The organism is Microbacterium sp. ZXX196, assembly GCF_009709595.1.
Classification (GTDB): domain Bacteria; phylum Actinomycetota; class Actinomycetes; order Actinomycetales; family Microbacteriaceae; genus Microbacterium; species Microbacterium excoecariae.
Genome location: NZ_WMEE01000007.1, coordinates 1 through 26,033 on the forward strand (window position 1 = coordinate 1; position 26,033 = coordinate 26,033).

A 26,033-nucleotide genomic window follows, 5' to 3' on the forward strand; every position below is an offset into this window, starting at 1 on the left:
ACAAGGGACGCAACGTCGTCGAGCGCTGCTTCAACAAACTCAAGCAATGGCGCGGCATCGCGATGCGCTCAGACAAGACAGTCCGCTCCTACCGCGCCGCGATAGCCCTCGCCGCCACGCTGATCTGGATCACGACCGACTTAATCCACACGGCCTAAGGCGTCAGCCGAGCGGGAGCGCGAAGGCCAGCGTGATGACCGCGCCGGCGGCGGCGAGAAGGATCCAGCCCCAGCGGCCGGCGGCCTGGGCCGCCTCGGCCGGGGAGAGCAGCTCGGGGCGCTCGGGATACTGCGGGTCCGGATCCGCGCCGCTCTCCTCGGGGAAGACCGGACGCGGCCAGTGGTCGGCGACACCCTCGCGCGTCGCGCGTCGGCTGCCGCCGACCATCTGATCTCTCTCGGTCATTCCGGTGTCCCCCGGGCGCCAGCCTAGGAAGCGCCCGCCTCGCTGTCTGTCCCCCATTCGGCCAGAATTCCGGTTCGGGCCCGGGCGCGACGGAATATTCGCGAAACCCAGCGGTTGTAGCCTCGCGTGGGCGCGATCCGCCCCCGAGCCGACCCGCATTGGAGACACTGTGACCACGACGACCCTCGACCGCACGGCCCCGACCGACGTTCCCGTCCTCGACATCCTCGCCGCGCGCTGGAGCCCGCGCGCGTACGACGAGACCGCGACGGTTGACGAGGGCGCCCTCGCCCGCGCGCTCGAGGCCGCCCGGTGGAGCCCCTCGGCGTACAACTCGCAGCCGTGGCGTTTCATCGTGGCGCGGCGCGGGTCCGAGGCCTTCGCGGGCCTGTCGGCCGCGCTCGTCGAGTTCAACGCCGCGTGGGCGACGCGCGCCGGCGTGCTCATCGCGGCGATCGCCGAGACCGAGAACGAGGCGGGCCGCGCCAACGTCACCGCGCAGTACGACCTCGGCCAGGCGGTCGCGCACCTCTCGGTGCAGGCGCACCACGACGGCCTGTTCGTGCACCAGATGACGGGCTTCGACCCGGCGGTCGTCAGCGAACGCTTCTCCCTGGCGGACCGCTTCCGGCCGTTCACGCTCCTCGCACTCGGTGAGGCGGGCGACCCCGAAATCCTTCCCGACGCGATGCGCGAGCGCGAGCTGGCCCCGCGCGAGCGCCGCGCGCTCGCCGAGACCGTTCTCGTCAACGACTGACCCAGGGCGTATCTCCCTCGCACACACGGCGCCCCCGTCCCCTTAGTGGGGGCGGGGGCGCCGTGTGCCGCTCCGGTTACGCCGTCAGCGCGAGGTGCGTGCCCTCCGGCGCGACGTCAACGCGCACGGTGTCGCCGTCGTGGATCCCGCCGGAGAGGATCGCCATCGCGAGGCGGTCCTGAATCTCCTTCTGGATGAGGCGGCGCAGGGGCCGCGCACCGAACGCCGGGTCGTAGCCGCGCTCGGCCAGCCAGGCCCGCGCGTCGGGGGTGACGGCGAGAGTGAGCCGACGATCCGCGAGGCGGCGCTGCAACAGCTCGACCTGCAGCTCCACGATCTGCGCGAGGTCGTCCTCGCCGAGCGCGTGGAAAACGACGATGTCGTCGAGCCGGTTGATGAACTCGGGCTTGAACGCGCGATGCACGAGCTCGAGCACCTGCGTCCGCTTCTCCTCCGCGGCGATCGCCGGATCCACGAGGATGGGGGATCCGATGTTCGAGGTGAGGATGAGGATCGTGTTCTTGAAGTCCACGGTCCGGCCCTGACCGTCGGTGAGGCGGCCGTCGTCCATGACCTGGAGCAGCACGTCGAAGACCTCCGGGTGGGCCTTCTCCACCTCGTCGAGCAGCACGACGCTATAGGGGCGCCGCCGCACGGCCTCGGTGAGCTGGCCACCCTGGTCGTAGCCGACGTACCCCGGAGGGGCGCCGACGAGGCGGCTGACGGAGTGCTTCTCGCCGTACTCCGACATGTCGATGCGGATCATCGCCTGCTCGTCGTCGAAGAGGAACTCGGCGAGCGCCTTCGCGAGCTCGGTCTTGCCGACGCCCGTCGGGCCGAGGAACAGAAAGGATCCCGTCGGCCGGTTCGGGTCGCTGATGCCGGCGCGGGAGCGCCGCACGGCGTCCGACACGGCGGTCACCGCGTCCTTCTGGCCGATGAGGCGGCGGCCGAGCTCAGCCTCCAGGTGGATGAGCTTCTCGCTCTCGCCCTGGAGAAGACGGCCGACGGGGATCCCCGTCCACGCCGCGATCACGCCCGCGATGTCCTCGTCCGTGACCTGGTCGCTCACCATGCGGTCGTCGGACTGCTCGGCGCGCTCCGCGTCGGCCAGCTCGCGCTCGAGCCCGGGGATCTCGCCGTAGAGCAGGCGCGAGGCGCGCTCGAGGTCGCCCTCGCGCTGCGCGCGCTCGGCCGAGCTGCGCGCGGCGTCGAGCCGCGTCTTGAGGTCTCCGACGCGGTTGAGCGTGGCGCGCTCGGCCTCCCACCTGGCCTGCAGGCCGGACAGCTCCTCCTCCTTCTGAGCGAGGGTCTCCCGCAGCGCCGCGAGACGCTCCTTCGCGGCCGCGTCCTTCTCCTTCTTCAGCGCGAGCTCCTCAAGCTTCAGCCGGTCAACGTGCCGGCGCAGCTCGTCGATCTCGAGCGGCGCGGAGTCGATCTCCATGCGCAACCGGCTCGCCGCCTCGTCGATGAGGTCGATCGCCTTGTCCGGCAGCTGGCGGCTGGGGATGTAGCGATGCGACAGCGAGGCGGCGGCGACGAGCGCGCTGTCGCTGATGGCGACCTTGTGGTGCGCCTCGTAGCGCTCCTTCAGGCCGCGGAGGATCGCGATCGTGTCGGCGGCGCTCGGCTCGCCGACGTAGACCTGCTGGAAGCGCCGCTCGAGCGCCGCGTCCTTCTCGATGAACTCGCGGTACTCGTTAAGCGTCGTCGCGCCGATCATGCGCAGCTCCCCGCGCGCGAGCATCGGCTTGAGCATGTTCGCCGCCGCGACGGATCCCTCGCCGCCGCCCGCGCCCATGAGCACGTGCAGCTCGTCGATGAAGGTGATCACGCGGCCCTCGGACTCCGTGATCTCCTGCAGCACCTTCTTGAGGCGCTCCTCGAACTGGCCGCGGTACATCGCGCCCGCGACGAGCGCGGAGATGTCGAGGGCGATCAGCTCCTTGCCCGCGAGGCTTTCGGCCACGTCGCCCGCCACGATCCGCTGCGCCAACCCCTCGACGACGGCCGTCTTGCCGACGCCGGGCTCCCCGATCAGCACAGGGTTGTTCTTCGTGCGGCGGGTGAGCACCTGGCTCACGCGACGGATCTCGCTGTCGCGTCCGATGACCGGGTCGAGCTTGCCGCTGCGGGCGCGCTCGGTGAGGTTGATGCCGAACTGCTCGAGGGCGCTCTGCTCCTCCTGTTGCGGCACCTGTTTCGCGGGCATGGGATCCTCCTTGCGTCAGCGGGCGATACAACTTGAGTCTTGCAGACTCAACTTTACCACCCTCGCCCGCGACGCGCCACGTTACGCGGTGCTCAGCGGCCGAGGACGCGCTCGTAGATCGCTATCATCGCCGCGGTCCGGGAGGACTGCACGAAGTCGGCGAGCACGCGCGCGGAGGGCTCCGGCGCGGCGCCCCGCGCCAGGTCGGCCGCCGCGCGCGCGAGCGCCGCGGCGAGCGCCGCGACCCGGCCGGGCTCGTCCGCGGCGGACGCGACCGCCCAGCACGCCCCGTCGAGCTCCCGGGCCACGTCCGGATCGCTCACGATCGCCGGGGTGCCGAGCTGCGCGGCCTCGAACGGCGTCATTCCCTGCGTCTCGAATCCAATCGAGGTCTGCACGAGGGCCGCGGATCCCGCGATCCGCGCGAGCGTCTCGCGGTACGGCAGACGCCCCGCGAACGTCACGCGATCCGCGATCCCGCGCTCGCGGACCAGGCGCTCGGCCGCCTGCCGCTCGAAGCCGGATCCGATGACCTCGACCGGCAGAGTGATGCCGCTGTCCGCATAGGCGGCGAGGAACGGCAACAGCCGCTTCTCGGGGCTCATCCGCCCCACCCAGACGAGGCCGCCGCGGGTGTCGGGCGGCGCGACGTCCGCCAGCGCGTCGTCATCGATGCCGTTCCACACGACGTCGACGGGGGAGAAGACGCCGTGCTCCTCGAGCCGCCGCGCGAAGTGGTGCGAGGGCGCGGTCACGGCGCTCGCGCCCGCGGCGAGGCCGCGGAGGTACGCCCACCCGTCGGATCCGCGCCCCGATCCCGGAAGCGCCCGCCGCCGCCACGCGTTCAGGAGCCGCAGCGCGAGCCGCGGCGCCGGGACCGTCGCCGCGAGCCCCACGTCGACGCGGTTGTGCATCGTGTGCACGACGGGAATCCGCAGGCGCCGCGCCAGGCGGTACCCGAGCACCGCGCCCCAGTAGTCGGCCTCCACGTGCACGAGATCGGGGAGCGGGGCGCCCGCCGCGACGCGGCTCGCGATCCCCCGCTCGGCCGCGGCGAGCGCCCGGCGGCCGGGCCAGAGGGCCGAGTACTCGCGATCTGTCGGCACCGCGATCGACGGCAGGTCCACGTACCCCTCGTCTTCGGCGCCCGGGAGGCCGTGCCCGTGCCGCCGCGGCGCGACGATCGTGACCGTGTGCCCCGCGCGCTCGAGGAAGGTCCGCTGCAGCCGCATCGCCACCTGGGCGCCGCCCGACGTCTCGACGTGCTGGTCGGCGAACATCACGACGTGCATGCGCGCCCCTCCCGCCCGCGGCCTCAGGCCGGGAGCTCCTCGCCGCGGTACAGCGCCTCGAACGTGTCGAGCGTGCGCGTAATGTCGTGCACCGCGACGAGGCTAAGCGAGGCGCGCTGCATCCGCTCGTACTCGCGGGGGCTCGCCTCCAGGACCGCGCGGATCCGCTCCGTCAGCCCGGGCACGTCGCCCGGCGGGAACAGGAAGCCGTTCTCGCCGTCGCTCACGAGGTGGGGGAGGGCCACGGCGTCGGCGGCGACGATCGGGAGCCCGGAGGCCATCGCCTCCATCGTGGCGATGGACTGGAGCTCGGCGATCGACGCGATCGCGAATACCGAGGCGCGGGTCAACGTCGCGCGGAGCTCGTCGTCCGGGACGTGACCGTGGAATTCGACCCGGTCCGCGATCCCCAGCTCGGCCGCGAGGGCCTCGAGCGCGGCGCGCTGGTCACCATCGCCCACGAGCTCGACCGTGACGCCGTCGAGGGCGGCGGCCGCCCGCAGGATGTCGTCGACGCGCTTCTCGCTCGTGAGCCGCCCGACGAAGGCGATCCGCCGCTCGGCGCGCGGCGAGAGGTCGGGCGTGTACCGCGACATATCGATCCCGCAGCTGACGGGGATGACGCCGGCGACGTCGACGGTCTTCTCGAGGTAGTCCGCGGCCTTGCGCGTGGGCGTGGTGACCGCCGCGCACATGCCGAAGGTGCGCCGCGCGTCGGCCCACTCCTCGCGCACGAGGAAGCGATTGAACCACTCGGGCGCCCGCGTAAAGTCGAGGATGTTCTCCGGCATGACGTGGTTCGTCGCGATCACGGGGATGCCGCGCTTGCGGGCCTCCCGGGCGAGGCCGCGGCCGATGACGATGTGCGACTGGATGTGCACGACGTCGGGACGCACAAGGTCCAGCACGCGGCGCGCGTAGTGCTTCGAGCGCCACGGCCACACGAAGCGCAGCCACTCGTGCCAGGGGAGGGGGACCGCCGGCAGGCGATGGACCGTCACCTCCTCGCCCTCGATCACCTCCGTGCCTGGGCGCGCCCGGCGGTAGACCTGGTTCGGAGCGCTCACGTGGACGTCATGGCCGCGCTGAACGAGCCCCGCCGCGAGGCGCTCCGCGAACCGCGCCGCCCCGTTGATGTCGGGCGAGAACGTGTCGCAGCCCAGGAGGACCGTCAGCGGGCGGTGAGGCGAGGAATCGGACACGACCGCCACGCTACCGGCGGCCCCGTGAGAATCCCGCAGGCGCCCCCGGCATTCGGGGGTTACCCAGACGGGTTCTCGGCCCACCACGCCACGAGGCGACGCTCGGCCTCCTCGGGCCCCAGCGGACCCTCGTCCAGGCGCAGGTCCATGAGGAAGCGGTAGGCGCGCCCCACGTCCGGGCCGGGCGAGATGCCCAGGATCTGCTGGATCCGGTTGCCATCGATGTCGGGCCGAATCGCGTCGATCTCCTCCTGCTCGCGCAGGTGCACGATGCGGCTCTCGATGTCGTCGTACGCGGAGGCCAGGCGGCGCGCCTTGCGCTGATTACGCGTGGTGACGTCGGCGCGGGTGAGGATGTGCAGGCGCTCGAGCTCGGGGCCCGCGTCCCGCACGTAGCGCCGCACGGCCGAGTCGGTCCACGCGCCCTCCGCGTACCCGAAGAAGCGCAGGTGCAGCTCGATGAGCCGCGCGACCGAGGAGATCGTCGCCGAGTCGTACTTCAGCCGCGTCAGGCGCTTCTTCGCCATGCGGGAGCCCACGACGTCGTGGTGGTGGAAGCTCACGGCGCCGCCCGGCTCGAGCTTGCGGGTGCGGGGCTTGCCGATGTCGTGCAGCAGCGCGGCGAGCCGCAGCGCCACGTCGGGGGCGGCGTCCGGGGTCCGCTCGCGCTCGAGGTCGATCGCCTGCTGGAGCACGGTCAGGGAGTGCTCGTAGACGTCCTTGTGGTGGTGGTGCTCGTCGACCTCGAGGCGCATGTCGCCGAGCTCCGGGAGGAACTCGCCCGAGAGCCCCGTGTCGACCATGACGCGCACGCCGCGGACCGGATCCGTCTCCGCGAGGGTGCGGGACAGCTCCGCCTGGATCCGCTCGGCGCTCACGATCGACAGCGTGCCCGTGAGCTCCTCGAGCGCCTCGCGCGTTGCGGCCTCGATGTCGAAGCCGAGCTGCGCCGAGAACCGGGCCGCCCGGAGCATCCGCAACGGGTCGTCGCCGAAGCTCACGCGCGGGTCGATCGGGGTGCGCAGGGTCCCGGCGACGAGATCCTCGACGCCGCCGGTCGGATCCACGAGCCGCACCTCCGGCACCGCGAGCGCCATGGCGTTCACCGTGAAGTCGCGGCGCGCGAGGTCGCCTTCGAGGCTGTCGCCGAACGCGACGACCGGCTTGCGGGTCTCGCCGTCGTACGTGTCGGCGCGGTAGGTGGTGATCTCGACCTGCTCGCCGCGCACGCGCGCCCCGATCGTGCCGAACGCGCGGCCGATGTCCCACTGCGCCGTCGAGATGGGCGTGACGATCCGGAGGATGTCGTCGGGCCGGGCGCTCGTCGTGAAGTCGAGGTCGTGGGTGGCGCGCCCGAGCAGCGCGTCGCGCACGGGCCCCCCGACGATGGCGAGCTCGTGCCCGGCGGCCGCGAAGGCGCGGGCGAGCTCGGCGACGACGGGATTCTCAGCGAGGTCGCCGAGGCGCGCGAGTCCGGCGGCCATGTTGAGCATGGGTTCCAGCGTACTGGGGGCGCCTGGTGGGCCGCCGGGCGATTAGCCTCGAGGCATGCGGGCAACCATTCTCTACGGCGAACGTGACATCCGATCCGAGCAGGTCCCGGATCCGGTCCTCAGCGGCACCGGGCGCGACGCGATCGTGCGCGTCACGGCCGCGTGCGTGTGCGGATCCGACCTCTGGCCCTACCGCGGCGTGACGCACCCCGACGTCCCCCGGCGCATCGGGCACGAGTTCGTCGGCGTCGTCGAGGAGATCGCCGACGGCGTCACCCGCGTGCGGGTGGGCGACACGGTGATCGCGCCGTTCTACGACTGCTGCGGCGTGTGCGCGAACTGCGTGCGCGGCGTCACGACCTCGTGCCTCGAGCTCGGGTGGTGGGGCGGCGACGACCACTGGGGCCACGCGACCGACGGCGGCCAGGGCGAGTTCGTCCGCGTGCCCCACGCCGACGGGACCCTGCAGGTCGTGCCGGGCACCCCGGATCCGGAGCTCATTCCGAGCCTCTTGACCCTCAGCGACGTCTTCCTCACGGGACACCACGCGGCCGTCTCGGGCGGCGTGGGGCCCGGCTCGACCGTCGCGGTCGTCGGGGACGGCGCCGTGGGCCTGTCCGCGGTGCTCGCGGCCCGGCGGCTGGGCGCGGAGCGGATCGTCGCGATGTCGCGCCACGCGGACAGGCAGGCCGTGGCGCGCTCCTTCGGGGCGACCGACGTCGTCGCCGAGCGCGGGGACGAGGGCGTCGCCACCCTGAAGGACATGTTCGACGGCATCGGCCCGGACGCGGTCCTCGAGTGCGTCGGCACGAAGGAGTCGATGGACCAGGCGCTACGCTCCGCCCGCCCCGGCGGCCAGGTCGGGTTCGTGGGGGTCCCGAACGGCGGCCCGGAGCTGCCGATGCGCACGATGTTCTCGACGAACGTCGGCGTCCGGGGCGGAGTCGCGCCCGTGCGCAGCTACGTCGAGGAGATCCTGCCCGAGGTGCTCGACGGATCCCTCGCCCCCGGCGCCGTCTTCGACCGCGAGTTCGCGCTCTCGGACGCGGCTGACGCCTACCGGGCGATGGACGAGCGCCGCACGATCAAGGCGCTGCTGCGCCCGTAGGGGCCGGGGCCCGCGGTTGCCGCGGGCCCCGACCTCCGACGCGAACGGCGCCTCGATGCCCGTGGCGACCGCGCCCGGCGCGACGGCGTTGATGCGCTGGCCCGAGAGCGCGTACAGGTAGGCCGAGCTCTTCGTCATGCCGACGACGGCGTGCTTCGAGGCGGTGCAGGCACGCGTCTCGGCGTCGATCCTCGAAGCGCTCCGGGCCCGGCCCGCCGGCGGCGCCGCGCTCGATGGGCGGCTCCGCGCGATCATCGGCGCGGTCCTCGCCCGCGGGGAGGCGGATCCGGCGGTCACGGTCGACGACGTCGCGACCGCGACGAGCATGGTCGCGCTCCACGTCGCGCTGCAGCCGGACGACGCCCGCACGGCCGAGCGCGTCGTCGACCTCGCCGTGCGCGCGCTCGCGCCGGGCGCGGGCCGCTGACCCGATGGTCTGCGGCCCGCGCGACCGGTCAGTCCTGAACGACCGAGATGGTCACGGGGATGTTGCCCCGCGTGGCGTTGCTGTAGGGGCACACCTGGTGCGCCGCGTCCGCGAGCCCCTGCGCGACCTCGTGCTCGACGTCGGGGATGACGACCTCGAGCTCGACGGCGAGCGCGAAGCCACCCTCCCCGTTCGAGCCGATCGAGACCCGGCCGCCGACCGACGAGCCGTCGATCGAGACCTTCTGGCCGCGCGCCACGGCCTGCAGGGCCGAGTGGAAACACGCGGCATACCCGGCCGCGAACAGCTGTTCGGGGTTCGCGCCGTTGCCGGATCCGCCCATCGCCTTCGGAACGGCGAGATCGAAGTCGAGGTCCGTGCCCGCGACCGCGACGCGGCCGTCGCGGCCCGCGCCGGTGGCGAGTGCTTCTGTCGTGTAAAGAGCGTCCATCACCCCAGGCTGGTACGGATCCGCCGCGCCCCGGCGGACCGTGCGTGGGAACTTCCTCTGAATGAGAATGGATCCCGTGCTGAACCCGGATCCCGATCTCTGCCGCGCGCTCGCCCGCGACCTCCGCCGAGCCGACTTCCGATCCGAGCCGCTGCGCGCGGCGTGGGGCGTCGAGGCCGACGACGCGATCGGTCGCACGCTCGCGCTGCCCGCCCTGCGCGCGCTGGGGGACCGGACGGATCCCGCCGCGGTGCTGGCCCGCCTGCTCGTTTTCGGCCGGACGCAGCCCGCCGACGAGGTCGACCGGGCGCTCCCCGACACGGGATCCGCGGGCCTCGTCCGCCTCGGGCTCGCGGAGCGCGACGGCGACGACCTGCGCCCGCGCGCGACCGTGCGGCCGCAGTCGTTCCACGACGACCGCGGGCCGGGGGAGTGGTGGATCGCCGCCGACCTCGACGAGCTCGCCCTCGGCGCCGGCGCGCTCGCGGAGGATTACGTGCTCGGCGTGGGCGGGGCCTCCGTCACGCTCGCGGGCCTGCAGCTGCCCGACCGGGCCGGGCGGGTGCTCGACCTCGGCACGGGGTGCGGCGTGCAGGCGCTCCGCGCGCGGCGGTACGCGGACGCCGTCGTCGCGACCGACATCAGCGAGCGCGCGCTCGCCTTCGCGCGGATCACCGCGCTCCTCAACGGCGTGGACGCCGTCGAAACCCGCCTCGGGTCGCTCTTCGCCCCCGTCGCGGGCGAGACGTTCGACCGCATCGTGTCGAACCCGCCGTTCGTCATCACCCCGCGCATCGCGGGGGTGCCCACCTACGAGTACCGCGACGGCGGGCTCGTCGGCGACGCGCTCGTGCAGCAGGTCGTGGCGGGCGTGGGCGCACACCTCGTGCCCGGCGGCACGGCGCAGTTCCTCGCCAACTGGGAGACGCGCGGCGGCGAGGACGGGCTGGAGCGGATCCGCGGCTGGATCGAGGCGTCCCCCGTTCCCCTCGACGCGTGGGTCATCGAGCGCGAGCGGCTGAACCCGATCGAGTACGCCGAAATGTGGGTGCGCGACGGGGGCACGGCCCCCGGCAGCCCGGAACACGACCGGATGCTCGCCGCGTGGCTCGACGACTTCGCGGCGCGCGGGGTCACGGGGGTCGGGTTCGGGTACGTCCTCCTCCGGCGCGCGGACGCCGGCCCGACGCTGTCGCGGTACGAGCGGATCCCCCAGCCCGTGGCGTCCGAGGGTGCGCTCGGATCCCACCTCGCGGCAGCGCTCCGCGCCCACGACGCCCAGGCCGCCCTCACGGACGAGGCGCTCGCGGGGGCCCGCCTCCGGGTGGCCGCCGACGTCACGGAGGCCCGCCATCACACGCCGGGCGCCGAGAACCCCACGGTGATCGAGCTGCGCCAGGGCGGCGGCTTCGGGCGCTCGGTGCAGGCGGATCCCGCCCTCGCGGGCCTCGTCGGCGCGTGCGACGGCGAGCTCGCGGTCGGTCAGATCGTCGCCGCGCTCGCCGACATCCTCGAGGTCGACGAGGCCGCCCTGGGCGCCTCGCTCCTCCCCGCCGTCCGCGCGCTCCTCGTCGACGGGTTCCTCGCGTTCGCGTGACCCCGCCCGCGGCACCACAACGCAGTCAATTTTCGGCGCGGCGGCCGCGGCGACGCGGATCCGGGCCGTGTCGGCAAAAAATTGACTGCGTTGTGTTGGTCGCGCGTCGGGTCGCGGGGGAGCGCGGGGCGTTAGGCGTCGCGAAGGACGCCGTGCGACGGGACGACCGTGAACTGGTTCGGCGCGCGGAAACCGGCGCGGGCGAACGCGTCGGCCACGGCCTGGCGGGTCTGCTCGAGGCGCGCCTCGTCGACGAGGGCGATCGCGGCCCCGCCGAACCCGCCGCCCGTCATCCGCGCGCCCACGGCACCGGCCTCGAGGGCGCTCTCGACCGCGGTGTCGAGCTCGGGAACCGAGATCTCGAAGTCGTCGCGCATCGACACGTGCGAGGCCACGAGCAGGCCGCCGATGGCGCGGGGCCCCTCGGCCCGCAACGCCTCCACGGTGTCGAGGACCCGCTGGTTCTCCGTCACGATGTGGGCGACGCGGCGGAACGTCACGTCGTCGAGCACCGCGCGCGCCCGTTCGAGGTCGCCCACCGTGAGGTCGCGCAGGGCGGGGACGCCCAGGGCGGTCGCGCCGCGCTCGCAGGCCTCGCGCCGGTCGCGGTAGCCGCCCGTCGAGTGCGAGTGCGAGACCTGGGTGTCGATCACGAGCAGCGCGAGGTGCTCGCGGGCGAAGCCGAGGTCGACAGCCTGCGTCTCGAGCGTGCGGCAATCCAAGAACGTGGCGGCGTCGGTCTGGCCCATGATCGAGGCGACCTGGTCCATGATCCCCGTCGGCGCCCCGACCGCCTGATTTTCGGCAGTCCGGCCGATCTTCGCCATGTCGAGCGGCGTGAGGCCGAGGCCCCACAGGTCGTCGAGCGCTCCCGCGGTCGCGCCCTCGATGGCCGCCGAGGAGGACAGGCCCGCGCCGATGGGCACGTCCGACGCGATCGCGATGTCGACGCCCGGGATCTGCGTCGCGCCCTGGCCGTCCGCGGCGAGCGCGGTCCACGCGACGCCGAGCGGATACGCGGCCCACTCGGGCACGGATCCGCTGCGCACGCCCTCGCCCGCGTCGCCGCCGAACAGCGCCTGGAGCTCGACGATCGCGACCTCGACCGGGTTCGGGTCGAAGGTCGACACGACGCGGATGATGCCGTCGGATCGGCGCCCGACGGCCGCGTAGGTGCGGTGCTCGATCGCGAACGGCAGGACGAAGCCCTCGTTGTAGTCGGTGTGCTCGCCGATGAGGTTCGCGCGGCCGGGCGCCGACCAGATGCGCTCGGGCGCGGATCCCGTCAGGCGCTCGAACAGCGCGGCGGCGGACTGTGCGGTCGGCGACATCAGAGGACCTCCCCGGCCTGGGCGATGGCGTCCCGGAGGCGCTGGGCCCCCGTCTCCGGCGGAATCTCGGCGGCCCAGGCGCCCATGGCGGCCTCGGATCCGGCGAGGAACTTGAGCTTGTCCGCGCCGCGACGCGGCGACGTGAGCTGCAGGTGCATGCGGACGCTGTCGCGCCCGACGTGAACGGGCGCCTGATGCCACGCGGCGATGTACGGCGTCGGGGTGTCGTAGAGCGCGTCGACACCGCGCAAAAGGCGCAGGTAGACCGAGGCGAGCTCGTCGCGCTCGGCGGAGGTGAGCTCCGAGAAGTCGGCCGCGTGGCGGCGGGGGACGAGGTGCGCCTCGACCGGCCAGCGCGCCGCGAACGGCACGTACGCGACCCAGTGCTCGGCCTCGATCAGGACGCGCTCGCCCGCGAGCTCGAAGTCGAGGATCCGCTCGAACAGGTCGGCGCCCTCGCGCTCGACCTGCCCGAGCAACGCCTGCGTGCGCGGCGTCACGTAGGGGTAGGAGTAGATCTGCCCGTGCGGGTGGTGCAGCGTCACGCCGATCTGCTCGCCGCGGTTCTCGAACGGGAACACCTGCTGGATCCCGGGCAGCGCCGACAGCGCGGCCGTGCGGTCGGCCCACGCCTCGATGACCGTCCGGGCACGCGTGACCGACTGGGTGCCGAAGGATCCGGTGCGCTCCGGGCTGAAGCACACGACCTCGCAGCGGCCGATCGCCGTGCGCGTGCGGCCGAGGCCCGGCGCCCGGAGGTCGTCGAGGCCCTCGGGCGCGTCCTCGCCGGCGGGCACGTCTCCCGTGGCGCGCGCGAGCGCGGGGCCGAGCGCGGGGGACCGGTTCTCGAACACGGCGACGTCGTAGACGCTGGGCACCTCGGACGGGTTCGTCGGCGTCTGCGGGGCGAGCGGATCCAGCTCCGCTGGCGGCAACATGGCCCGGTTCTGGCGGTTCGCGGCGATCGTGATCCAGTCGCCCGTCAGCACGTCGCGACGCATCGAGGCGGTCGCGGGGCGGGGGTCCAGCGCGCGCGCGTCGACCGCGCGCTCCGGCGGTAGCGCCGTGCCCGCGTCGTCGAAGTAGAGGATCTCCCGTCCGTCCGCCATGCGGGCCGCGCGGCGCACGACTCCGCCCGTGAGCTCGGTCGCCGAGGTCGCGGCATCGAGAGAGGAGGTTGCTGCGTCTTCGGGCATTCCCATAGTCCTCGGGGGTGGATGGAGAGGGGGATACGCCTGATCCTATCGAGCGCGCAGGCCCCGCCCGCGCACGCCGGACCGCGCGGCGGGAACACATCGTTCCTCCTGTGCGGCCTGACAGGCGCCCGTCCGTAGACTCGTCGTCAGCGCGGCTCGCGGTCGCGGACTCTCCTATGAACGATTCGACTTCCTGGACGCGGCGCCCCCTCACCCTCGGCGCCGCCCTCGTCGTGGGCTGCGGGCTGGCGCTGGCCGCTCCGGGCGCCGCGACCGCCGCGACCCTGCCGGCGTCGGTCGCGAGCGCCGACGAGGCGCCGCCGGAGGCTGCGGCCCTCCCGCCCGTCACGCTGCGGATCGGCGACCAGGGCGTCGTCTCGGGCGACGAGGCGGCGCTCGACATCGGCCTCGCGAACCCCGACGACGCGGCCTACGACGCGGCCGAGATCGTCGTCCGCCGCGGCGACGCGTTGACGAACGCCGCGGCCGTCGAGGCCTGGATGTCGGGCGCCGGCGGCGACGCCTCGGAGGAGATCGCGACGATCGAGACCGACGAGCTCGGGGCGGGCGAGGCGACGAACCTCAGCGAGAGCGTCGACGTCTCCGACCTCGACCCGGGCGTCTACCCCGTGCTCGCGACGTACTCCGGGCCGGAGATCCCCGCCGGCGCGCGCGCCGTCATGATCGTCTCAGGCGGATCCGCACAACAGGTGGCGCTCGTCGTCCCGATCACGGGGCCGGTCGCGACCACCGGCGTGTACTCCGCCGAGGTCCTCGCGACCCTCACCGGCGAGTCCGGCCTCCTCACGGCCGAGCTCGACGCCGTGGAGGGCACCTCCGCGATCCTCGCCGTCGACCCGGCCATCCCCGCCGCGATCCGCGCGCTGGGGGACGACGCTCCGCCCCAGGCGAGCGCGTGGCTCGCGCGCCTGATGGCGCTCCCCAACGACCGGTTCGCGCTGCAATTCGCCGACGCCGACGCCGCGACGCAGGTCGCCGCCGGGCTCGACGCACCGCTCGCGGCCGACCATCTGTCGGCCTACACGACGGCGATCGAGGGCGACGCGGCCGGGATCGACGCCCTCACCGATATCGGCGAGACCGCGAGCGCGCCCGTGTACTGGCCCGCGAGCGGATCCCTGAACGACGAGCTCGCGGCCGCGCTCACCTCGGGCGACGGCGCGCGGGTACTCGTGCCGGCCTCTGACACCGCCGACGGCGAGCCCGCGCTGGGGGAGAGCACGATCGCCTACGACGACGCGCTCTCGGACCGCCTGCTCGCGGCCGCGGCCCTCGCCGATCCCGCCGAGCGCGATCGCGCCCTCTCGGCAGCGACCGCCGAGATCTGGCTCGCGGCGGACGACGAGCCCGTCGTCCTCGCGCTCGACCGCATGGGCTCCGACACGCTCACGACCGACCAGGCCGGATCCGTCGTCGTAGACGCGGAGGCCGACGTCACGGCCGACGGCCTCGACGCCGCCGTGGGCGCGGCGCTCGGCACGCCCGCGTCGACGCCTCGGACCCTGTCCGCGCTCGCGGGATCCGGATCCATTCCCCTGACGGAATACGAGGTGGACGAGGCGCGGATCGCCGCCGTCGCGGGATACCTCGCCGACGTCCCGGGGCTCCAGCACATCGCGACCGCGCTGGAGGATCCGAGCCTGCTCACCAGCCAGACGCGCGCGGAGTTCCTGCGGCTGCTCGCGGTGAGCTGGTCGACGAACCCCGACGGGTGGCAGGAGGCCGCCGAGACGCTGGACGCGCTCAACACTGACCGCCAGCAGGCGATCGACATCCAGCAGCCGTCGCCCGTGCAGCTCCTCAGCCCCGAGGCGCCCATGCCCGTGTGGATCCGCAACGACCTGCCCTATCCGGCGAACGTCGTCATTGTCGCGGAGCCCGACGACCCCCGCCTCTCGATAGAAGAGCGCACCGTCGTCGTCGCGCAGCCCGACAGCACCACGCGCGTCACGATCCCGATCGAGGCGCGCGTCGGCAGCGGGGACGTCACGGTGCACTATCGACTCGAGGCCGCCACGGGAGAGGTGATCGGGCCGGAGCGCGACATGCCGGTGACCGTGCGCGCCGACTGGGAGCGCATCGGGATCACGGCGTTCGGCGTGCTCATTGCGGGCCTGCTCGGCACCGGCGTGGTGCGCCAGGTGCGGCGGCGCCGCCGCCTGCGGTCCGAGGCCGCCGACAACAATTCCGATAGCGGCATACAGGAAGCGGGCGAATGAGCCTCGGACGATCGAGCGCCGTCATCGCGGCGGGCACCCTCGCCTCCCGCGTGACGGGGCTGCTGCGGAGCATGGTCCTCGTCGCGGCGATCGGCGCGTTCGGCCTCGCCAACGACGCGTTCTACACCGCGAACATCCTGCCGAACTACGTCTTCCAGGTGATCTCCACCGGCGTCATCACCGCGGTGTTCGTGCCGCTCATCGTGCGGTGGTCGACGGCCAAGGACGGCGGCCAGCGACAGCTGTCGAAGCTCTTCACCCTCGGCACCGTCGTCATGCTGGGCGTCACCGCCGTCGCGCTCGTGGTGGCGCCCCTGCTCGTGTCGCTGTTCTCGCACTACTCGGGTCCGCAGTTCGACCTCGCCGTCGCATTCGCCCTCTGGTGCCTCCCGCAGGTGTTCTTCTACGGAATGTTCGCCCTCATCGGGGAGACGCTCAACGCCCGGCGGGTGTTCGGGCCCTACGCGTGGACGCCGATCGTCAACAACGTCGTCTCGATCGCCGGCTTCCTCGTCTTCATCGCGATCTACGGCGGCGGGAGCATGCCGATCGAGGAGTGGGATCCGGGCAGCATCGCGCTCCTCGGCGGCACCGCGACCGCCGGGATCGTCGCGCAGACCGTCGCGCTCGTGATCTTCTGGCGCAAGACCGGCCTGCGCCTGCGCCCCGATTTCCGCTGGCGCGGCATGGGCCTCGGCGAGGTGCGCCGCGTCGCCACGTGGAGCATCGCCATGCTGCTCGTGGGCTACGTCGTCACGGCGGTGCAGCAGCAGATGATCTCGACGGCGTCGGGAGAGAACGCGTCCGTGACGGTCTGGCAGAACGCCTGGCTCGTCTTCATGCTCCCGTATTCGCTCATCGTGATGAGCATCGGGACGCCCTACTTCACGCGCATGAGCGAGCACGCGGCCGCGGGGCGCGACGCCGACGTCCGCGCCGACATCGGCACCTCCACGCGCGTGCTCGGCATGCTCATCGTGATCTCGGCCGTCACGCTCATGGCCGCGGCCGTGCCGCTGTCGCGCCTGTTCGCGACGAACACCGCGGAGGCGGAGGGCACCGCGACGGTGCTCATCGGATTCCTGTTCGGGCTCGTGCCGATGGCGGTGCTGTTCATCGTCCAGCGCGCGTTCTACGCGTACGGAGACACCCGCACGCCGTTCTTCTTCACGGCGTTCCAGGCGGCGCTCGCGGTCGCCGGGGCCCTCGCTGCCCGCGCGCTGCTCGGCGACGCCTGGGTGACGGCGGGCATCGCGTTCAGCCAGGCGGTCGCGAGCCTGGCGCAGGTCATCCTCGCGTCATGGCTGCTGCGTCGTCACCTCGGCCCGCTCGGCATGCTCCCGAACGTCTGGGCGATCGGCCGATTCACGGCGGCCGCGCTCCCCGCGGGAGCGACGGGATACGCGGTGTACCTCTGGACGGGCGGTCCCGGCGGGTGGATGCTGTCGGGCCTCGCCGGCGCCGTGGCCGGGTGCGTCGTCATCGGCCTGGTGTGCTCCGTGATCTACGCCGCGCTCCTCGCGATCTTCCGCGCGCCCGAGCTCTCGGCGGTGACCGCGACGCTCCGCGCCCGCCTCGGCCGCCCCTAAGTCCACAATTCTCCGACATTTCATCGGGGGATTCCCCGATGAAATGTCGGAGAATTGTGGACTTGCGCGGCGCGGGGTTAGCCGCGGGCGATCGCGACGCCGCGCGGGGGGAGCGTGGTGGATCCGTAGAGGAAGTCCGTCGCGACCCCACCGAGGTCGACCGTGTCGTCGGTGCGGTTGATGAAGAACCGCACGCGGCCGTTCGCCCCCGCGCGCACGACCAGCTCGACCGAGGAACGCAGCGCCTCGGGCAGCTCCGAGGTCACCCCGGCGCCGGACAGGAGCTCCGGCAGGATCGCGGCGAGGCCCTCGAGCCCCAGGCGCGTCGAGACGTACGCGGCGGATCCGGTGCCCGCGGGCCGGCGCGTCACGGCGGCCCCCAGCTCCTCGTGCTCGTACGTCGCGAGCACCTCGACGTCGCCGGCGACGACGTCGATCGGTTCGCTCCACAGCGATCCGGTCGTCCCGGTCGACAGCGGCACCGTCTCCCCCGCAAACAGGGGACGGAACTCCTCCACGCGGATCCCGAGCAGGTCGCGGAACGCGCCGGGATAGCCGCCGAGGTAGGCGTGGTCGTGCTCGTTGACCGTGCCGGAGAAGTAGGTGGTCACGAGGTGGCCGCCGCCGGTCGCGTACGCCCGCAGGGTGTCGGCGAGCGCCTCCGGGACGCTGTAGAGCACGGGCGCGACGACCATCCGGTACCCCGCCAGGTCGGCGCCGGTGGGCACCACATCCGCGCGGATCCCGAGGTTCGCCAGCGCCGTCCACCATTCGAGAGCCTCGCGGCGGTACTCCAGCAGCTCCGTCGGGTGCGAGTCGAGCTCGGATCCCCACCACGACTGCCAGTCGAACAGGATCGCGACCTGCGCCGGGTCGCGGTCGGATCCGACCACGTCGCCGAGGCCCTGGAGGATCCGCCCGAGCTCCACCACGTCGCGGTACACCCGCGTGTCTTCGCCGGCGTGGGGAACCATCGCGGAGTGGTACTTCTCGGCGCCCGCCGAGGACTGGCGCCACTGGAAGAAGCACACCGCGTCCGCACCGTGCGCGACGTGGGTCAGGGAATCCCGGATGAGCTCCCCCGGGCGCTTCGGCCGGTTCACCGGCTGCCAGTTCACGGCGCTCGTCGAGTGCTCCATGAGGAACCACGGCCGGTGTCCCGCCACGCCGCTCGTAATCGCCGCGGAGAATGCGAGCTCGTCGCGGTCGGCGGTGACGTAGTGGTCGTTGGAGACGAAGTCGATCTCCTTCGCCATGGCGGCGTAGTCCGCGTGGCGCGTGCCGCCCGTGATCATGAAGTTTGTCGTCACGGGGACGTCCGGGGTGATGCGGTTCAGCACCTCGCGCTCGGCGACGAGGTAGTCGATCAGCGCGTCGGAGGAGAAGCGCGCGAAGTCGAGCTGCTGCGTGGGGTTCGGGAACGACGCGGCCAACCGCGGGGGCAGCACCTCGTCGAAGGACCCGTACGCCTGCGACCAGAACGCCGTCCCCCACGCGTGGTTGAGGCCCGCGACGTCGCCGTATCGGTCGGCCAGCCACGCGCGGAAGGCGGCGGCCGCGTCGTCCGAGTAGTCGTACGCGTTGTGGCAGCCGAGCTCGTTGTTCACGTGCCACGCGACGACGCCAGGGTGGGATCCGTACCGCTCCGCGAGCTTCTCCACGACCGTCAGCGCGTACTCGCGGAACACGGGCGACGTCGGCCGCCAGTGCTGGCGGGCACCCTGGGAGAGCACGTGGCCCTCGGCGGTGACGGGCAGCACCTCCGGGTGCGCCATCGTGAGCCACGGCGGCGGGGACGCGGTCGCCGTCGCGAGGTCCACGCCGATGCCGTTCGCGTGCATCAGGTCGATGACCTCGTCGAGCCACGCGAAGTCCCACACGCCCGGGGCGGGCTGGAGCTTCGCCCAGGAGAAGATCGCGACGGACACGACGTCCACGCCGGCCTTCTTCATGAGGCGGACGTCGTCGTCCCACACCTCGCGCGGCCACTGGTCGGGGTTGTAGTCGGCTCCGTAGGAGATGCGCGGCGCGGTGCCCTCGGGCGTGCGGAGCCAGCGGTGAGTCGGCATGGGGATCCCTTCGGGGAAACGGGGTGAAAAGAGGGCGGGTCGCCAGGATCCGCGTGCGAGGCGCGGCTCCTGGCGACCCGAGGGGTGTCAGCGGCGGGGCGGGGTCACTCGATCGTGAAGCCCTGGTCCGCGCCGTACTGCTCGAGCGTCGAGTGCCAGGACCCGAGCTGCTCCGAGATCGTCCCGTCGCCGAGGAAGGCCTGGCCGACCGAGTCGCCGAAGATCGTGTTCGCGTACACCTGGAAGGGCAGGTACTGCCATCCCTCGACCACGTTCGCCGACGACTCCGCGAGGACCTCGTTGATCTTCTGCCCGCCGAAGTACTCGAACTCCTGGTTCAGGAACTCGTCCGACTCGAGCTCGGCCGTGGTCGCCGGGAAGGCGCCGTTGTCCAGGCGGGTCTGGACGCCGTCGCCCGCGTTCGCGTACTCCATGAACGCGTACGCCAGCTCCTTGTTCTCCGCGTCCGCGGGGATCGCCAGCGAGCTGCCGCCGTTCTCCGACGAGGTGGCCTCGCCCTCGGTCCACTGCGGCATGGGCGCGACGCGCCAGTCGCCGGATCCGTCCGGGACGCTGCTTTCGAGGTTCGCCGGCATCCACGCGCCGATCGGGAGCGTCGCGAGGGTGCCGTTGGCCATGCCCTGGAACCACTCGTCGGTCCAGCCCTCGATCGGAGCGAGAAGCTCGTCGTCGAGCATGCCCTGCCACAGCTCGGCGTACGCCTGCGCGCCCGCGTCGCCCGTCAGGTCGAACGAGACGTTCGTGCCGTCGACGGTCCACGGCGTGCCGCCGGCCTGCCACATCATCGACGCCGCGAAGCCGGCGTCGGAGGACTCGTTGCCGATGTAGACGTCGGGGTTCGCCTCCTGGAACTGGGCGGCGGCCTCGGCGAACTCCTCCCACGTGGTGGGCACCTCGACGCCGTACTCGTCGAAGACGCTCTTGTTGTAGAACAGCGCCATGGGGCCCGAGTCCATCGGGAGGCCCACGATCTGCTCGCCCGAGTGCACCGAGTCCCACGGGCCCGTCGCGAACGCGCCGTCGTACTCGTCGGCCCCGAACTCCGTGAGGTCGGTGAGCGACTCCTGGAGCGCGAACTGCGGGAGGGCGTAGTACTCGACCTGCACGAGGTCGGGCAGGCCCTGGCCCGCCGTGATGGCGTTCTGCAGGGCGGTGTACGAGTCGATGCCGGTTCCGACGTTGACGAGCTCGACCGTCACGCCGGGGTTGTCGGCTTCGAAGTCCTCGATCACGGGCTCGAGCGTGGGCTCCCACGCCCACACCGTGATCGTGCCGCCCTCCTCGAGGGCCGCGTCGGTGTCGACGTCGCCGCCCCCGGATCCGCCGGAGCAGCTGGCGAGGGCGAGGGTGGCGACGCCCGCGAGGGCGGTGCCGGCGAGAACGCGCCGGCGGGTGGATCGGATAGTGCTCATGTGTGTCAACTCCATCGTCGAGGGGAGGGGGTCATTCCTTCACGGATCCGGCGGCCAGTCCCGACTGCCAGTAACGCTGCATGAAGAGGAAGGCGATGATCAGCGGGACGATCGTGAGCAGGGCTCCCGTGATCACCAGGTCGAAGATGGCCTCGCCGCCGGCGGTCGCGGCCTGCGCGTTCCACTGGTTGAGGCCGATGATGAGGGGGTACCACTCCGGATCCCGCAGCATGATCAGCGGGAGGAAGTAGTTGTTCCACGTCGCGACCATCGTGAACAGCGCCACGGTGATCGTTCCGGGGGTCAGGAGCGGCAGGCACACCTGCCAGAACGTGCGGAACTCGCTCGCGCCGTCGATACGGGCGGCCTCCATGAGCTCCTCCGGGATCGCCTCGCTCGCGAACGTCCACATGAGGTAGAGGCCGAACGGCGAGATGAGCGACGGGATGATGACGGCGAGCGGGGTGTTCGTGATCCCCATCTCGCTGAACATGAGGAACGTCGGGACGGCGAGGGCCGTTCCCGGAACCGCGACCGCGCCGATGATGATGGCGAACACGGCCTTCTTCCCGGGGAAGGAGAACTTCGCCAGCGCGTATCCGCCGAGGACCGACAGGAGGGTCGCGCCGCCCGCGCCGACGACGACATACAGCAGCGTGTTGGCGAACCACCGCAGGAAGACGCCGTCGTCGTAGGTGAGCGCGCGGCCGATGTTGTCGAACAGCGCGAACGAATTGCCGAACCACAGGCCGAAGGTCGAGAACAGGTCGGCCTGCGTCTTCGACGCGTTGATCACGAGCCACGCGAGCGGCAGCAGCGAGTACACGACCATGATGGCCGTGAGCACCGTCAGCAGGACGCTGCGGCGCGGCTTGTCGATCGTGCCGAGTCGGCCGCGGCGCTCGGCGCGGGTCGCGCCCGTGCGCAGGGTGACGAGGGTCGTCGTGCTCATGTCAGGATCCCTTCCGCATCCCGCGCAGCTGCACCACGTAGGCGACGATCATCGTGATGACGCCCATGATGATGGCGACGGTCGCCGAGTAGTTGTGCTGCTGGCCGGCGAACGCCAGCGAGTAGGCGTAGAGGTTCGGCGTGTACGACGTCGTGATCGCGTTCGGCGCGAGCGACTGCATGATGCTCGGCTCGTTGAACAGCTGGAAGCTCCCGATGATCGAGAAGATCGTCGCGATGACGAGCGCGCCGCGGATCGCGGGGAGCTTGATCGCCGTGATGACGCGGAACTGGTTCGCGCCGTCGATCGCCGCCGCCTCGTAGAGCGAGGTCGGGATCACGCGCAGCGCCGAGTAGAAGATGAGCATGTTGTAGCCCATGAACTCCCACGTCACGACGTTGCCGATGGACGCGAGGATCAGATCCGGCGAGAGCAGGTTCGGCAGGCTCCACCCGAACATGTCATTGAGGTTGCCCACGAGGCCGAAGCGCGTGCCGTACATGAAGCCCCACATCAGCGAGGCGACGACGGCGGGGACCGCGTAGGGCAGGAAGATCGAGAGCCGGAAGAAGCTCTTGCCGTAGAGGCGCCCGCTGTCGATCGCCAGGGCCGCGAGCAGCGAGAGGAAGAGCATGACCGGCACCTGGACGACCAGGAAGAGCGCGACGCGCCACACGCCCGCCCAGAGCTGCGGATCCCCGAACGCGCGCACGTAGTTATCGAGACCGACGAACTCGGTGCCGCCGACGAGCTGGCTGCGGAAGAGGCTGAGCCAGATCGCGTAGAGGATAGGCGCGATGAACACCAGCGCGAAGACGATCGCGAACGGCGCGAGGAATCCCCAGCCGGTCCACCGCCCGCGCGCGCTGCGGCGCGTCCGGACGGGCGCCCGCTGGGGGAGCGTCGCTGGCATGGACGTCATGGTCTTCCTCCGCTTCATCGCGTGAGCTCTGCAACAATGTTTACGTAAACATAGCCCATTTCGCCACCCGTGGCGCACATCCGCCCGATACCTTGAGCGAACAACCCATGAACACACCCTCTGAACGACCCGGCTCGCGACGGCGCGTATCGATGGGCGACGTCGCCCGGCACGCCGGCGTGTCCGCGCAGACCGTTTCCCGCGTCGCCAACGGCACCGGCACCGTCGTGCCCGAGACGCGCGAGCGCGTCATCCGCGCGATGCACGAGCTCGGGTATCGGCCCAACAGCGCCGCCCGCGCCCTGAAGCTCGGATCCTTCCGGACCATCGGCGTGCTCTCGCAGACGCTGTCGACGATCGGCGACGTCCGCACGATCGAGGCCATCGCGCTGAGCGCGGCCGAGGAGGGCTACGCCACGACACTGCTGCCCGTGCACGCGACGAACCAGGCCGACGTCGATCGGCTGTTCTCGCGCCTCCAGGAGCTCGCCGTCGACGCCCTCATCCTCAACCTCGAGGCGCCGCAGCTCGGGCACGCGGCCGAGATGCTTCCGCCCGGCGTGCCCGTGGTCTACATGGATCCGGACGCGCCCCGCGCCCGCGCGGTCGTCGACACGGATCAGGAGGGCGGCGCTCGGCAGGCCACGGAACACCTGCTCTCGCTCGGCCACGACACGGTCTGGCACATCGCGGGCCCCGAGGAATCCCGCCCCGCGGCCCGCCGCATCGACGGGTGGCGCGGCGCCCTCGAGGCGGCCGGGCGCGAGGTGCCGGATCCGCTCCGGGGTGACTGGAGCGTCGCCTCGGGCTACCGCGAGGGGCGCAGGATCGCCGGCCGCGAGGACGTGACGGCGGTGTTCTGCGGCAACGATCAGATGGCGCTCGGGCTGTACCACGCGCTCGCGGAGGCGGGCCGTGGCGTCCCCGACGACGTGCACGTGGTCGGGTTCGACGACACGTCGGACGCGCGCGCATACGACCCGCCACTGACGTCCGTGCACCACGAGTTCTCCGACGTCGGGCGCCGCTGCATCGCCGCGGCCCTCGCGCTCGCGCGCGGCGAGACGCCGGATCCGTTCTCCGTCGTCACGACGAAGCTCATCCTCCGCGAGAGCACCGCCGGGCGGCGCGGCTGACGCCGGCCTACGCCCGCGTCACCTCGATCAGCATCGCCTGCTGCGGCGCCAGGGTCGGCAGCGGCAGGCCCACCGTCGCCAGCGCCGCCGCCGGCAGGGTCAGGCCCCGCCGCGCCGCGGCGACCCACGCCGGCGGCTCGTCCTGCATGAGCCGCGCGGCGCCCGCGTCCTCGAGGATCCGCACGACGACGGATCCCTCCGGGTCGATGCCCGGGAAGGGCACGACGCCCGTGCGGGTCGCGGCCGCGGAGTCGGTGCGGCTCCAGCGGAACAGGGCGTGGCCAGTGCCCTCGTCGACGACGCCGTCGAGCGCGGCGCCCGCGTCGAGCCCGTCGGCATGGACGACCCGGCCGCCGTGGAGGAGCGGCCGCAGGCGCTTGTGGAGGGCTGCCCAGGCCGCGAGGGTCGCGCGCTCGGCGGGGGAGCACTCCAGCAGGTTCCACTCCACGCCCGCGTGCCCCATGAGCGCCGCGGCCAGCCGGTACCCGAGGTCGGTCGCGCGCCCCGTCGTGTGCGCCGCGGGCGGGCCCACGTGGCCCCCGATGAGCTCCGGCGGCAGGAGGAGTCCCGTGTAGCGCTCGATCCGGCCCCGCTCGACGGGGTCGTTGCAGTCCGACGCCCACACGCGGTCCGTGCGCTCGAGAATGCCCAGGTCGATGCGGGCGCCGCCCGCCGAGCACGACTCGATCTCGAGCGCGGGGTGGCGCTCGCGCAGCGCGTCCATGAGCCGGTACGTGGCCCGGGTCTGCGCCCCCACGATCGGGCGGTCGGATCCCTCGCGACGCGCGACGGCCTCGAGGACCTCGCGGTTGTGATCCCACTTGATGTAGTCGATGCCGTACTCCGCGACGAGCGCCGAGATGCGCTCGAGCAGGTAGGACCACGCGTCAGGGTGCGAGACGTCGAGCACGTACTGCCCGCGCATCGGGAGCCCGAGGCCCGCCGCGGGGCCGAGGATCCACTCGGGGTGCGCGCGAGCGAGGTCCGAGTCAGCGTTGATCATCTCGGGCTCGAACCACAGCCCGAAGCTCATGCCGTGCGCGCGCACGACCTCGACGAGCGGGCCGAGCCCGTCGGGCCACACGGCGTCCGAGACCACCCAGTCCCCGAGCCCGGCCGTCGTGTCGCGACGGCCGCCGAACCAGCCGTCGTCCAGCACGACGCGCTCCAGCCCGACCTCGGCCGCGGCCTCGACGAGGCGCGTGAGCGTCGCGAGGTCGTGGTCGAAGTACACGGCCTCCCAGGTGTTGAGCACCAGGGGGCGCGGATCCGCGGGGTGCGAGGGCCGGGCGCGCAGGCGATCATGCAGCCGCGCCGCGAGGCCGTCGAGGCCCGCGTCCGACCAGACGTACACGGCGGTCGGCGCGCGATAGGTGTCGCCCGCCTCGAGGCGCACCTCGCCCGGGGCGAGCGCCTCGCCGAGGCCGAGGACGCCCGCGTGCGCGCCCGCGCCCTCGGGCAGGCGCTCCGCCAGGTACCGGCCGTTGCCGCTCCAGGCGAGGTGCGCGCCCCACACCTCGCCGGAGCGGAATCCGAAGCCGGGGGTGCCGGCCATCAGGAGGAACGGCGAGTCGTGCCCGGGCCGCCCGCGCCGGCCCTCGCGCACGTGCGCGCCAATTGTGAAGGGCGCGCGCTGCGGGGCGCGCTCGCGGCACCACCGCCCCGTGAAGTCGATGAGCTCGCCCGCGCGCTCCGGAACCGGCACGAGCGCGGTCAGGGCGGCCAGGTCGTACGCGCCCGCGGCGCCCGCGTGGCGCTCGAGCTCCTGATCGATCGCGAGCACGCCGAAGCGATCCAGCGCGATCCGGACCGTCAGCGACAGGCCGGCCGCCGCGTCGGACAGGCGCACGGTCGCGGACTCGCCCGCGCGCGTCCGCTCCACCTCGACGGCGCGCGTCTCGGGGCGGGGCGTCGTCGCGGATCCGTCGGCGTGGCCGGCCACGCTCGGCGTGCCCACCCAGCCCTCGTGCTGCGTCACCCACAGGCCGAGGCGGCGCGCCACGTCCGGCTCGGATCCCGCCGTCCCCACGTGAGACGTGGCCTCGAGAGCGGCCAGGGCCTCCCCGCTCAGGTCGCCGACGTCGCGGCCGAAGTGGGCGATGCGGGGCACCGCGCCGTCGGTCGCGAGCACGACCGACGCGCCGCCGCCGCGCAGCAGGACGGGGGAAGGGGAAGCCACCATGGGGTCCTCTCACGGGGTGCGCGTCGCGCGCGGGATCTC

20 protein-coding genes and 1 pseudogene are annotated in these 26,033 nt (G+C 72.6%); 7 read left to right on the top strand and 14 right to left on the bottom strand.

Annotated features, from left to right (window positions below):
• Positions 1–162: 162 nt before the first annotated feature.
• Positions 163–405, bottom strand: a complete 243-nt coding sequence (locus tag GJQ66_RS07800) for a hypothetical protein (protein WP_155048785.1) — start codon at positions 403–405, stop codon at positions 163–165.
• Between the two features lie 169 nt (positions 406–574).
• On the opposite strand from GJQ66_RS07800, the gene GJQ66_RS07805 reads away from it, so the two are divergent.
• Positions 575–1,162 carry a nitroreductase family protein gene (locus GJQ66_RS07805; RefSeq protein WP_368732794.1) on the top strand — a complete coding sequence of 196 codons (588 nt, stop codon included), beginning with the start codon at positions 575–577 and terminating at the stop codon, positions 1,160–1,162.
• 76 nt (positions 1,163–1,238) lie between these two features.
• Here the strand turns inward: GJQ66_RS07805 and GJQ66_RS07810 are convergent, their stop codons facing one another.
• The 4 genes from GJQ66_RS07810 to GJQ66_RS07825 form a co-directional block, all read right to left on the bottom strand.
• Positions 1,239–3,374: an ATP-dependent Clp protease ATP-binding subunit gene (locus GJQ66_RS07810; RefSeq protein WP_155048786.1), complete on the bottom strand. Its 2,136-nt coding sequence runs from the start codon at positions 3,372–3,374 to the stop codon at positions 1,239–1,241.
• A gap of 92 nt (positions 3,375–3,466) precedes the next feature.
• Positions 3,467–4,666: a glycosyltransferase gene (locus GJQ66_RS07815; protein ID WP_155048787.1), complete on the bottom strand. Its 1,200-nt coding sequence runs from the start codon at positions 4,664–4,666 to the stop codon at positions 3,467–3,469.
• 23 nt (positions 4,667–4,689) lie between these two features.
• Positions 4,690–5,868: a glycosyltransferase gene (locus GJQ66_RS07820; protein ID WP_368732795.1), complete on the bottom strand. Its 1,179-nt coding sequence runs from the start codon at positions 5,866–5,868 to the stop codon at positions 4,690–4,692.
• Between the two features lie 59 nt (positions 5,869–5,927).
• On the bottom strand, positions 5,928–7,361 hold the full coding sequence (locus GJQ66_RS07825; RefSeq protein ID WP_155048788.1) for a CCA tRNA nucleotidyltransferase: 1,434 nt from the start codon (positions 7,359–7,361) through the stop codon (positions 5,928–5,930).
• Positions 7,362–7,416: 55 nt separating this feature from the next.
• Here GJQ66_RS07825 and GJQ66_RS07830 point away from each other — a divergent pair, with 55 nt between their 5' ends.
• Positions 7,417–8,469 carry a zinc-dependent alcohol dehydrogenase family protein gene (locus GJQ66_RS07830; protein WP_155048789.1) on the top strand — a complete coding sequence of 351 codons (1,053 nt, stop codon included), beginning with the start codon at positions 7,417–7,419 and terminating at the stop codon, positions 8,467–8,469.
• A gap of 27 nt (positions 8,470–8,496) precedes the next feature.
• Here the strand turns inward: GJQ66_RS07830 and GJQ66_RS14675 are convergent.
• Positions 8,497–8,640, bottom strand: a pseudogene (locus tag GJQ66_RS14675) (SDR family oxidoreductase); the annotation flags it as partial.
• On the opposite strand from GJQ66_RS14675, the gene GJQ66_RS14680 reads away from it, so the two are divergent.
• The gene (locus GJQ66_RS14680; protein ID WP_230379472.1) at positions 8,606–8,896 is read left to right on the top strand and encodes a hypothetical protein; all 291 of its coding nucleotides are present in this window, start codon (positions 8,606–8,608) and stop codon (positions 8,894–8,896) included. The pseudogene GJQ66_RS14675 and the gene GJQ66_RS14680 sit on opposite strands and share 35 nt — an antisense overlap.
• Positions 8,897–8,924: 28 nt before the next feature.
• Here GJQ66_RS14680 and GJQ66_RS07840 read toward each other — a convergent pair whose 3' ends face one another.
• Complete coding sequence (locus GJQ66_RS07840; RefSeq protein ID WP_155048790.1) at positions 8,925–9,347, bottom strand: organic hydroperoxide resistance protein; 423 nt, start codon at positions 9,345–9,347, stop codon at positions 8,925–8,927.
• A 67-nt stretch (positions 9,348–9,414) separates the two neighbouring features.
• Between GJQ66_RS07840 and GJQ66_RS07845 the strand changes: the two genes are divergently transcribed.
• Positions 9,415–10,944 (top strand): methyltransferase, encoded by a 1,530-nt coding sequence (locus GJQ66_RS07845; RefSeq protein ID WP_155048791.1) that lies wholly within the window; start codon positions 9,415–9,417, stop codon positions 10,942–10,944.
• Positions 10,945–11,075: 131 nt separating this feature from the next.
• On the opposite strand, the gene galK is transcribed toward GJQ66_RS07845, so the two are convergent.
• Positions 11,076–12,275: a galactokinase gene (gene galK / locus GJQ66_RS07850; RefSeq protein WP_155048792.1), complete on the bottom strand. Its 1,200-nt coding sequence runs from the start codon at positions 12,273–12,275 to the stop codon at positions 11,076–11,078.
• Positions 12,275–13,384: a galactose-1-phosphate uridylyltransferase gene (gene galT, locus GJQ66_RS07855; protein WP_230379450.1), complete on the bottom strand. Its 1,110-nt coding sequence runs from the start codon at positions 13,382–13,384 to the stop codon at positions 12,275–12,277. The genes galK and galT overlap by 1 nt, the downstream gene beginning before the upstream one ends.
• 263 nt (positions 13,385–13,647) lie before the next feature.
• Between galT and GJQ66_RS07860 the strand changes: the two genes are divergently transcribed.
• Together GJQ66_RS07860 and murJ are read left to right on the top strand one after the other, a co-directional pair.
• Complete coding sequence (locus tag GJQ66_RS07860) at positions 13,648–15,711, top strand: DUF6049 family protein (protein ID WP_155048794.1); 2,064 nt, start codon at positions 13,648–13,650, stop codon at positions 15,709–15,711.
• The gene (gene murJ, locus GJQ66_RS07865) at positions 15,708–17,300 is read left to right on the top strand and encodes a murein biosynthesis integral membrane protein MurJ (RefSeq protein ID WP_155048795.1); all 1,593 of its coding nucleotides are present in this window, start codon (positions 15,708–15,710) and stop codon (positions 17,298–17,300) included. The genes GJQ66_RS07860 and murJ overlap by 4 nt, the downstream gene beginning before the upstream one ends.
• Positions 17,301–17,377: 77 nt before the next feature.
• On the opposite strand, the gene GJQ66_RS07870 is transcribed toward murJ, so the two are convergent.
• The 4 genes from GJQ66_RS07870 to GJQ66_RS07885 form a co-directional block, all read right to left on the bottom strand.
• Complete coding sequence (locus tag GJQ66_RS07870; RefSeq protein ID WP_155048796.1) at positions 17,378–19,369, bottom strand: beta-galactosidase; 1,992 nt, start codon at positions 19,367–19,369, stop codon at positions 17,378–17,380.
• A gap of 104 nt (positions 19,370–19,473) precedes the next feature.
• Positions 19,474–20,802, bottom strand: coding sequence for a sugar ABC transporter substrate-binding protein (locus GJQ66_RS07875; RefSeq protein WP_155048797.1), 1,329 nt, complete (start codon positions 20,800–20,802; stop codon positions 19,474–19,476).
• Positions 20,803–20,833: 31 nt separating this feature from the next.
• Entirely contained in the window at positions 20,834–21,634 is an 801-nt protein-coding gene (locus tag GJQ66_RS07880) for a carbohydrate ABC transporter permease (protein WP_230379451.1), read from the bottom strand.
• Positions 21,635–21,755: 121 nt separating this feature from the next.
• Positions 21,756–22,667 (bottom strand): carbohydrate ABC transporter permease, encoded by a 912-nt coding sequence (locus tag GJQ66_RS07885; RefSeq protein WP_230379453.1) that lies wholly within the window; start codon positions 22,665–22,667, stop codon positions 21,756–21,758.
• Positions 22,668–22,783: 116 nt separating this feature from the next.
• On the opposite strand from GJQ66_RS07885, the gene GJQ66_RS07890 reads away from it, so the two are divergent.
• Entirely contained in the window at positions 22,784–23,812 is a 1,029-nt protein-coding gene (locus GJQ66_RS07890; RefSeq protein WP_230379442.1) for a LacI family DNA-binding transcriptional regulator, read from the top strand.
• Positions 23,813–23,819: 7 nt separating this feature from the next.
• Here GJQ66_RS07890 and GJQ66_RS07895 read toward each other — a convergent pair whose 3' ends face one another.
• Positions 23,820–25,991, bottom strand: a complete 2,172-nt coding sequence (locus tag GJQ66_RS07895) for an alpha-galactosidase (RefSeq protein WP_368732796.1) — start codon at positions 25,989–25,991, stop codon at positions 23,820–23,822.
• Positions 25,992–26,033 lie beyond the last annotated feature (42 nt).

What these genes read in the sequence shown, in the direction of transcription:
- GJQ66_RS07800 (WP_155048785.1), bottom strand. Translation starts at nt 405, where the DNA reads ATGACCGAGAGAGATCAGATGGTCGGCGGCAGCCGACGCGCGACGCGC.
- GJQ66_RS07810 (WP_155048786.1), bottom strand. Translation starts at nt 3,374, where the DNA reads ATGCCCGCGAAACAGGTGCCGCAACAGGAGGAGCAGAGCGCCCTCGAG.
- GJQ66_RS07815 (WP_155048787.1), bottom strand. Translation starts at nt 4,666, where the DNA reads ATGCACGTCGTGATGTTCGCCGACCAGCACGTCGAGACGTCGGGCGGC.
- GJQ66_RS07825 (WP_155048788.1), bottom strand. Translation starts at nt 7,361, where the DNA reads ATGCTCAACATGGCCGCCGGACTCGCGCGCCTCGGCGACCTCGCTGAG.
- GJQ66_RS07830 (WP_155048789.1), top strand. Translation starts at nt 7,417, where the DNA reads ATGCGGGCAACCATTCTCTACGGCGAACGTGACATCCGATCCGAGCAG.
- GJQ66_RS14680 (WP_230379472.1), top strand. Translation starts at nt 8,606, where the DNA reads ATGCCGACGACGGCGTGCTTCGAGGCGGTGCAGGCACGCGTCTCGGCG.
- GJQ66_RS07840 (WP_155048790.1), bottom strand. Translation starts at nt 9,347, where the DNA reads ATGGACGCTCTTTACACGACAGAAGCACTCGCCACCGGCGCGGGCCGC.
- GJQ66_RS07845 (WP_155048791.1), top strand. Translation starts at nt 9,415, where the DNA reads ATGGATCCCGTGCTGAACCCGGATCCCGATCTCTGCCGCGCGCTCGCC.
- galK (WP_155048792.1), bottom strand. Translation starts at nt 12,275, where the DNA reads ATGTCGCCGACCGCACAGTCCGCCGCCGCGCTGTTCGAGCGCCTGACG.
- galT (WP_230379450.1), bottom strand. Translation starts at nt 13,384, where the DNA reads ATGGCGGACGGACGGGAGATCCTCTACTTCGACGACGCGGGCACGGCG.
- GJQ66_RS07860 (WP_155048794.1), top strand. Translation starts at nt 13,648, where the DNA reads ATGAACGATTCGACTTCCTGGACGCGGCGCCCCCTCACCCTCGGCGCC.
- murJ (WP_155048795.1), top strand. Translation starts at nt 15,708, where the DNA reads ATGAGCCTCGGACGATCGAGCGCCGTCATCGCGGCGGGCACCCTCGCC.
- GJQ66_RS07870 (WP_155048796.1), bottom strand. Translation starts at nt 19,369, where the DNA reads ATGCCGACTCACCGCTGGCTCCGCACGCCCGAGGGCACCGCGCCGCGC.
- GJQ66_RS07875 (WP_155048797.1), bottom strand. Translation starts at nt 20,802, where the DNA reads ATGAGCACTATCCGATCCACCCGCCGGCGCGTTCTCGCCGGCACCGCC.
- GJQ66_RS07880 (WP_230379451.1), bottom strand. Translation starts at nt 21,634, where the DNA reads ATGGTCGTGTACTCGCTGCTGCCGCTCGCGTGGCTCGTGATCAACGCG.
- GJQ66_RS07885 (WP_230379453.1), bottom strand. Translation starts at nt 22,667, where the DNA reads ATGCCAGCGACGCTCCCCCAGCGGGCGCCCGTCCGGACGCGCCGCAGC.
- GJQ66_RS07890 (WP_230379442.1), top strand. Translation starts at nt 22,784, where the DNA reads ATGAACACACCCTCTGAACGACCCGGCTCGCGACGGCGCGTATCGATG.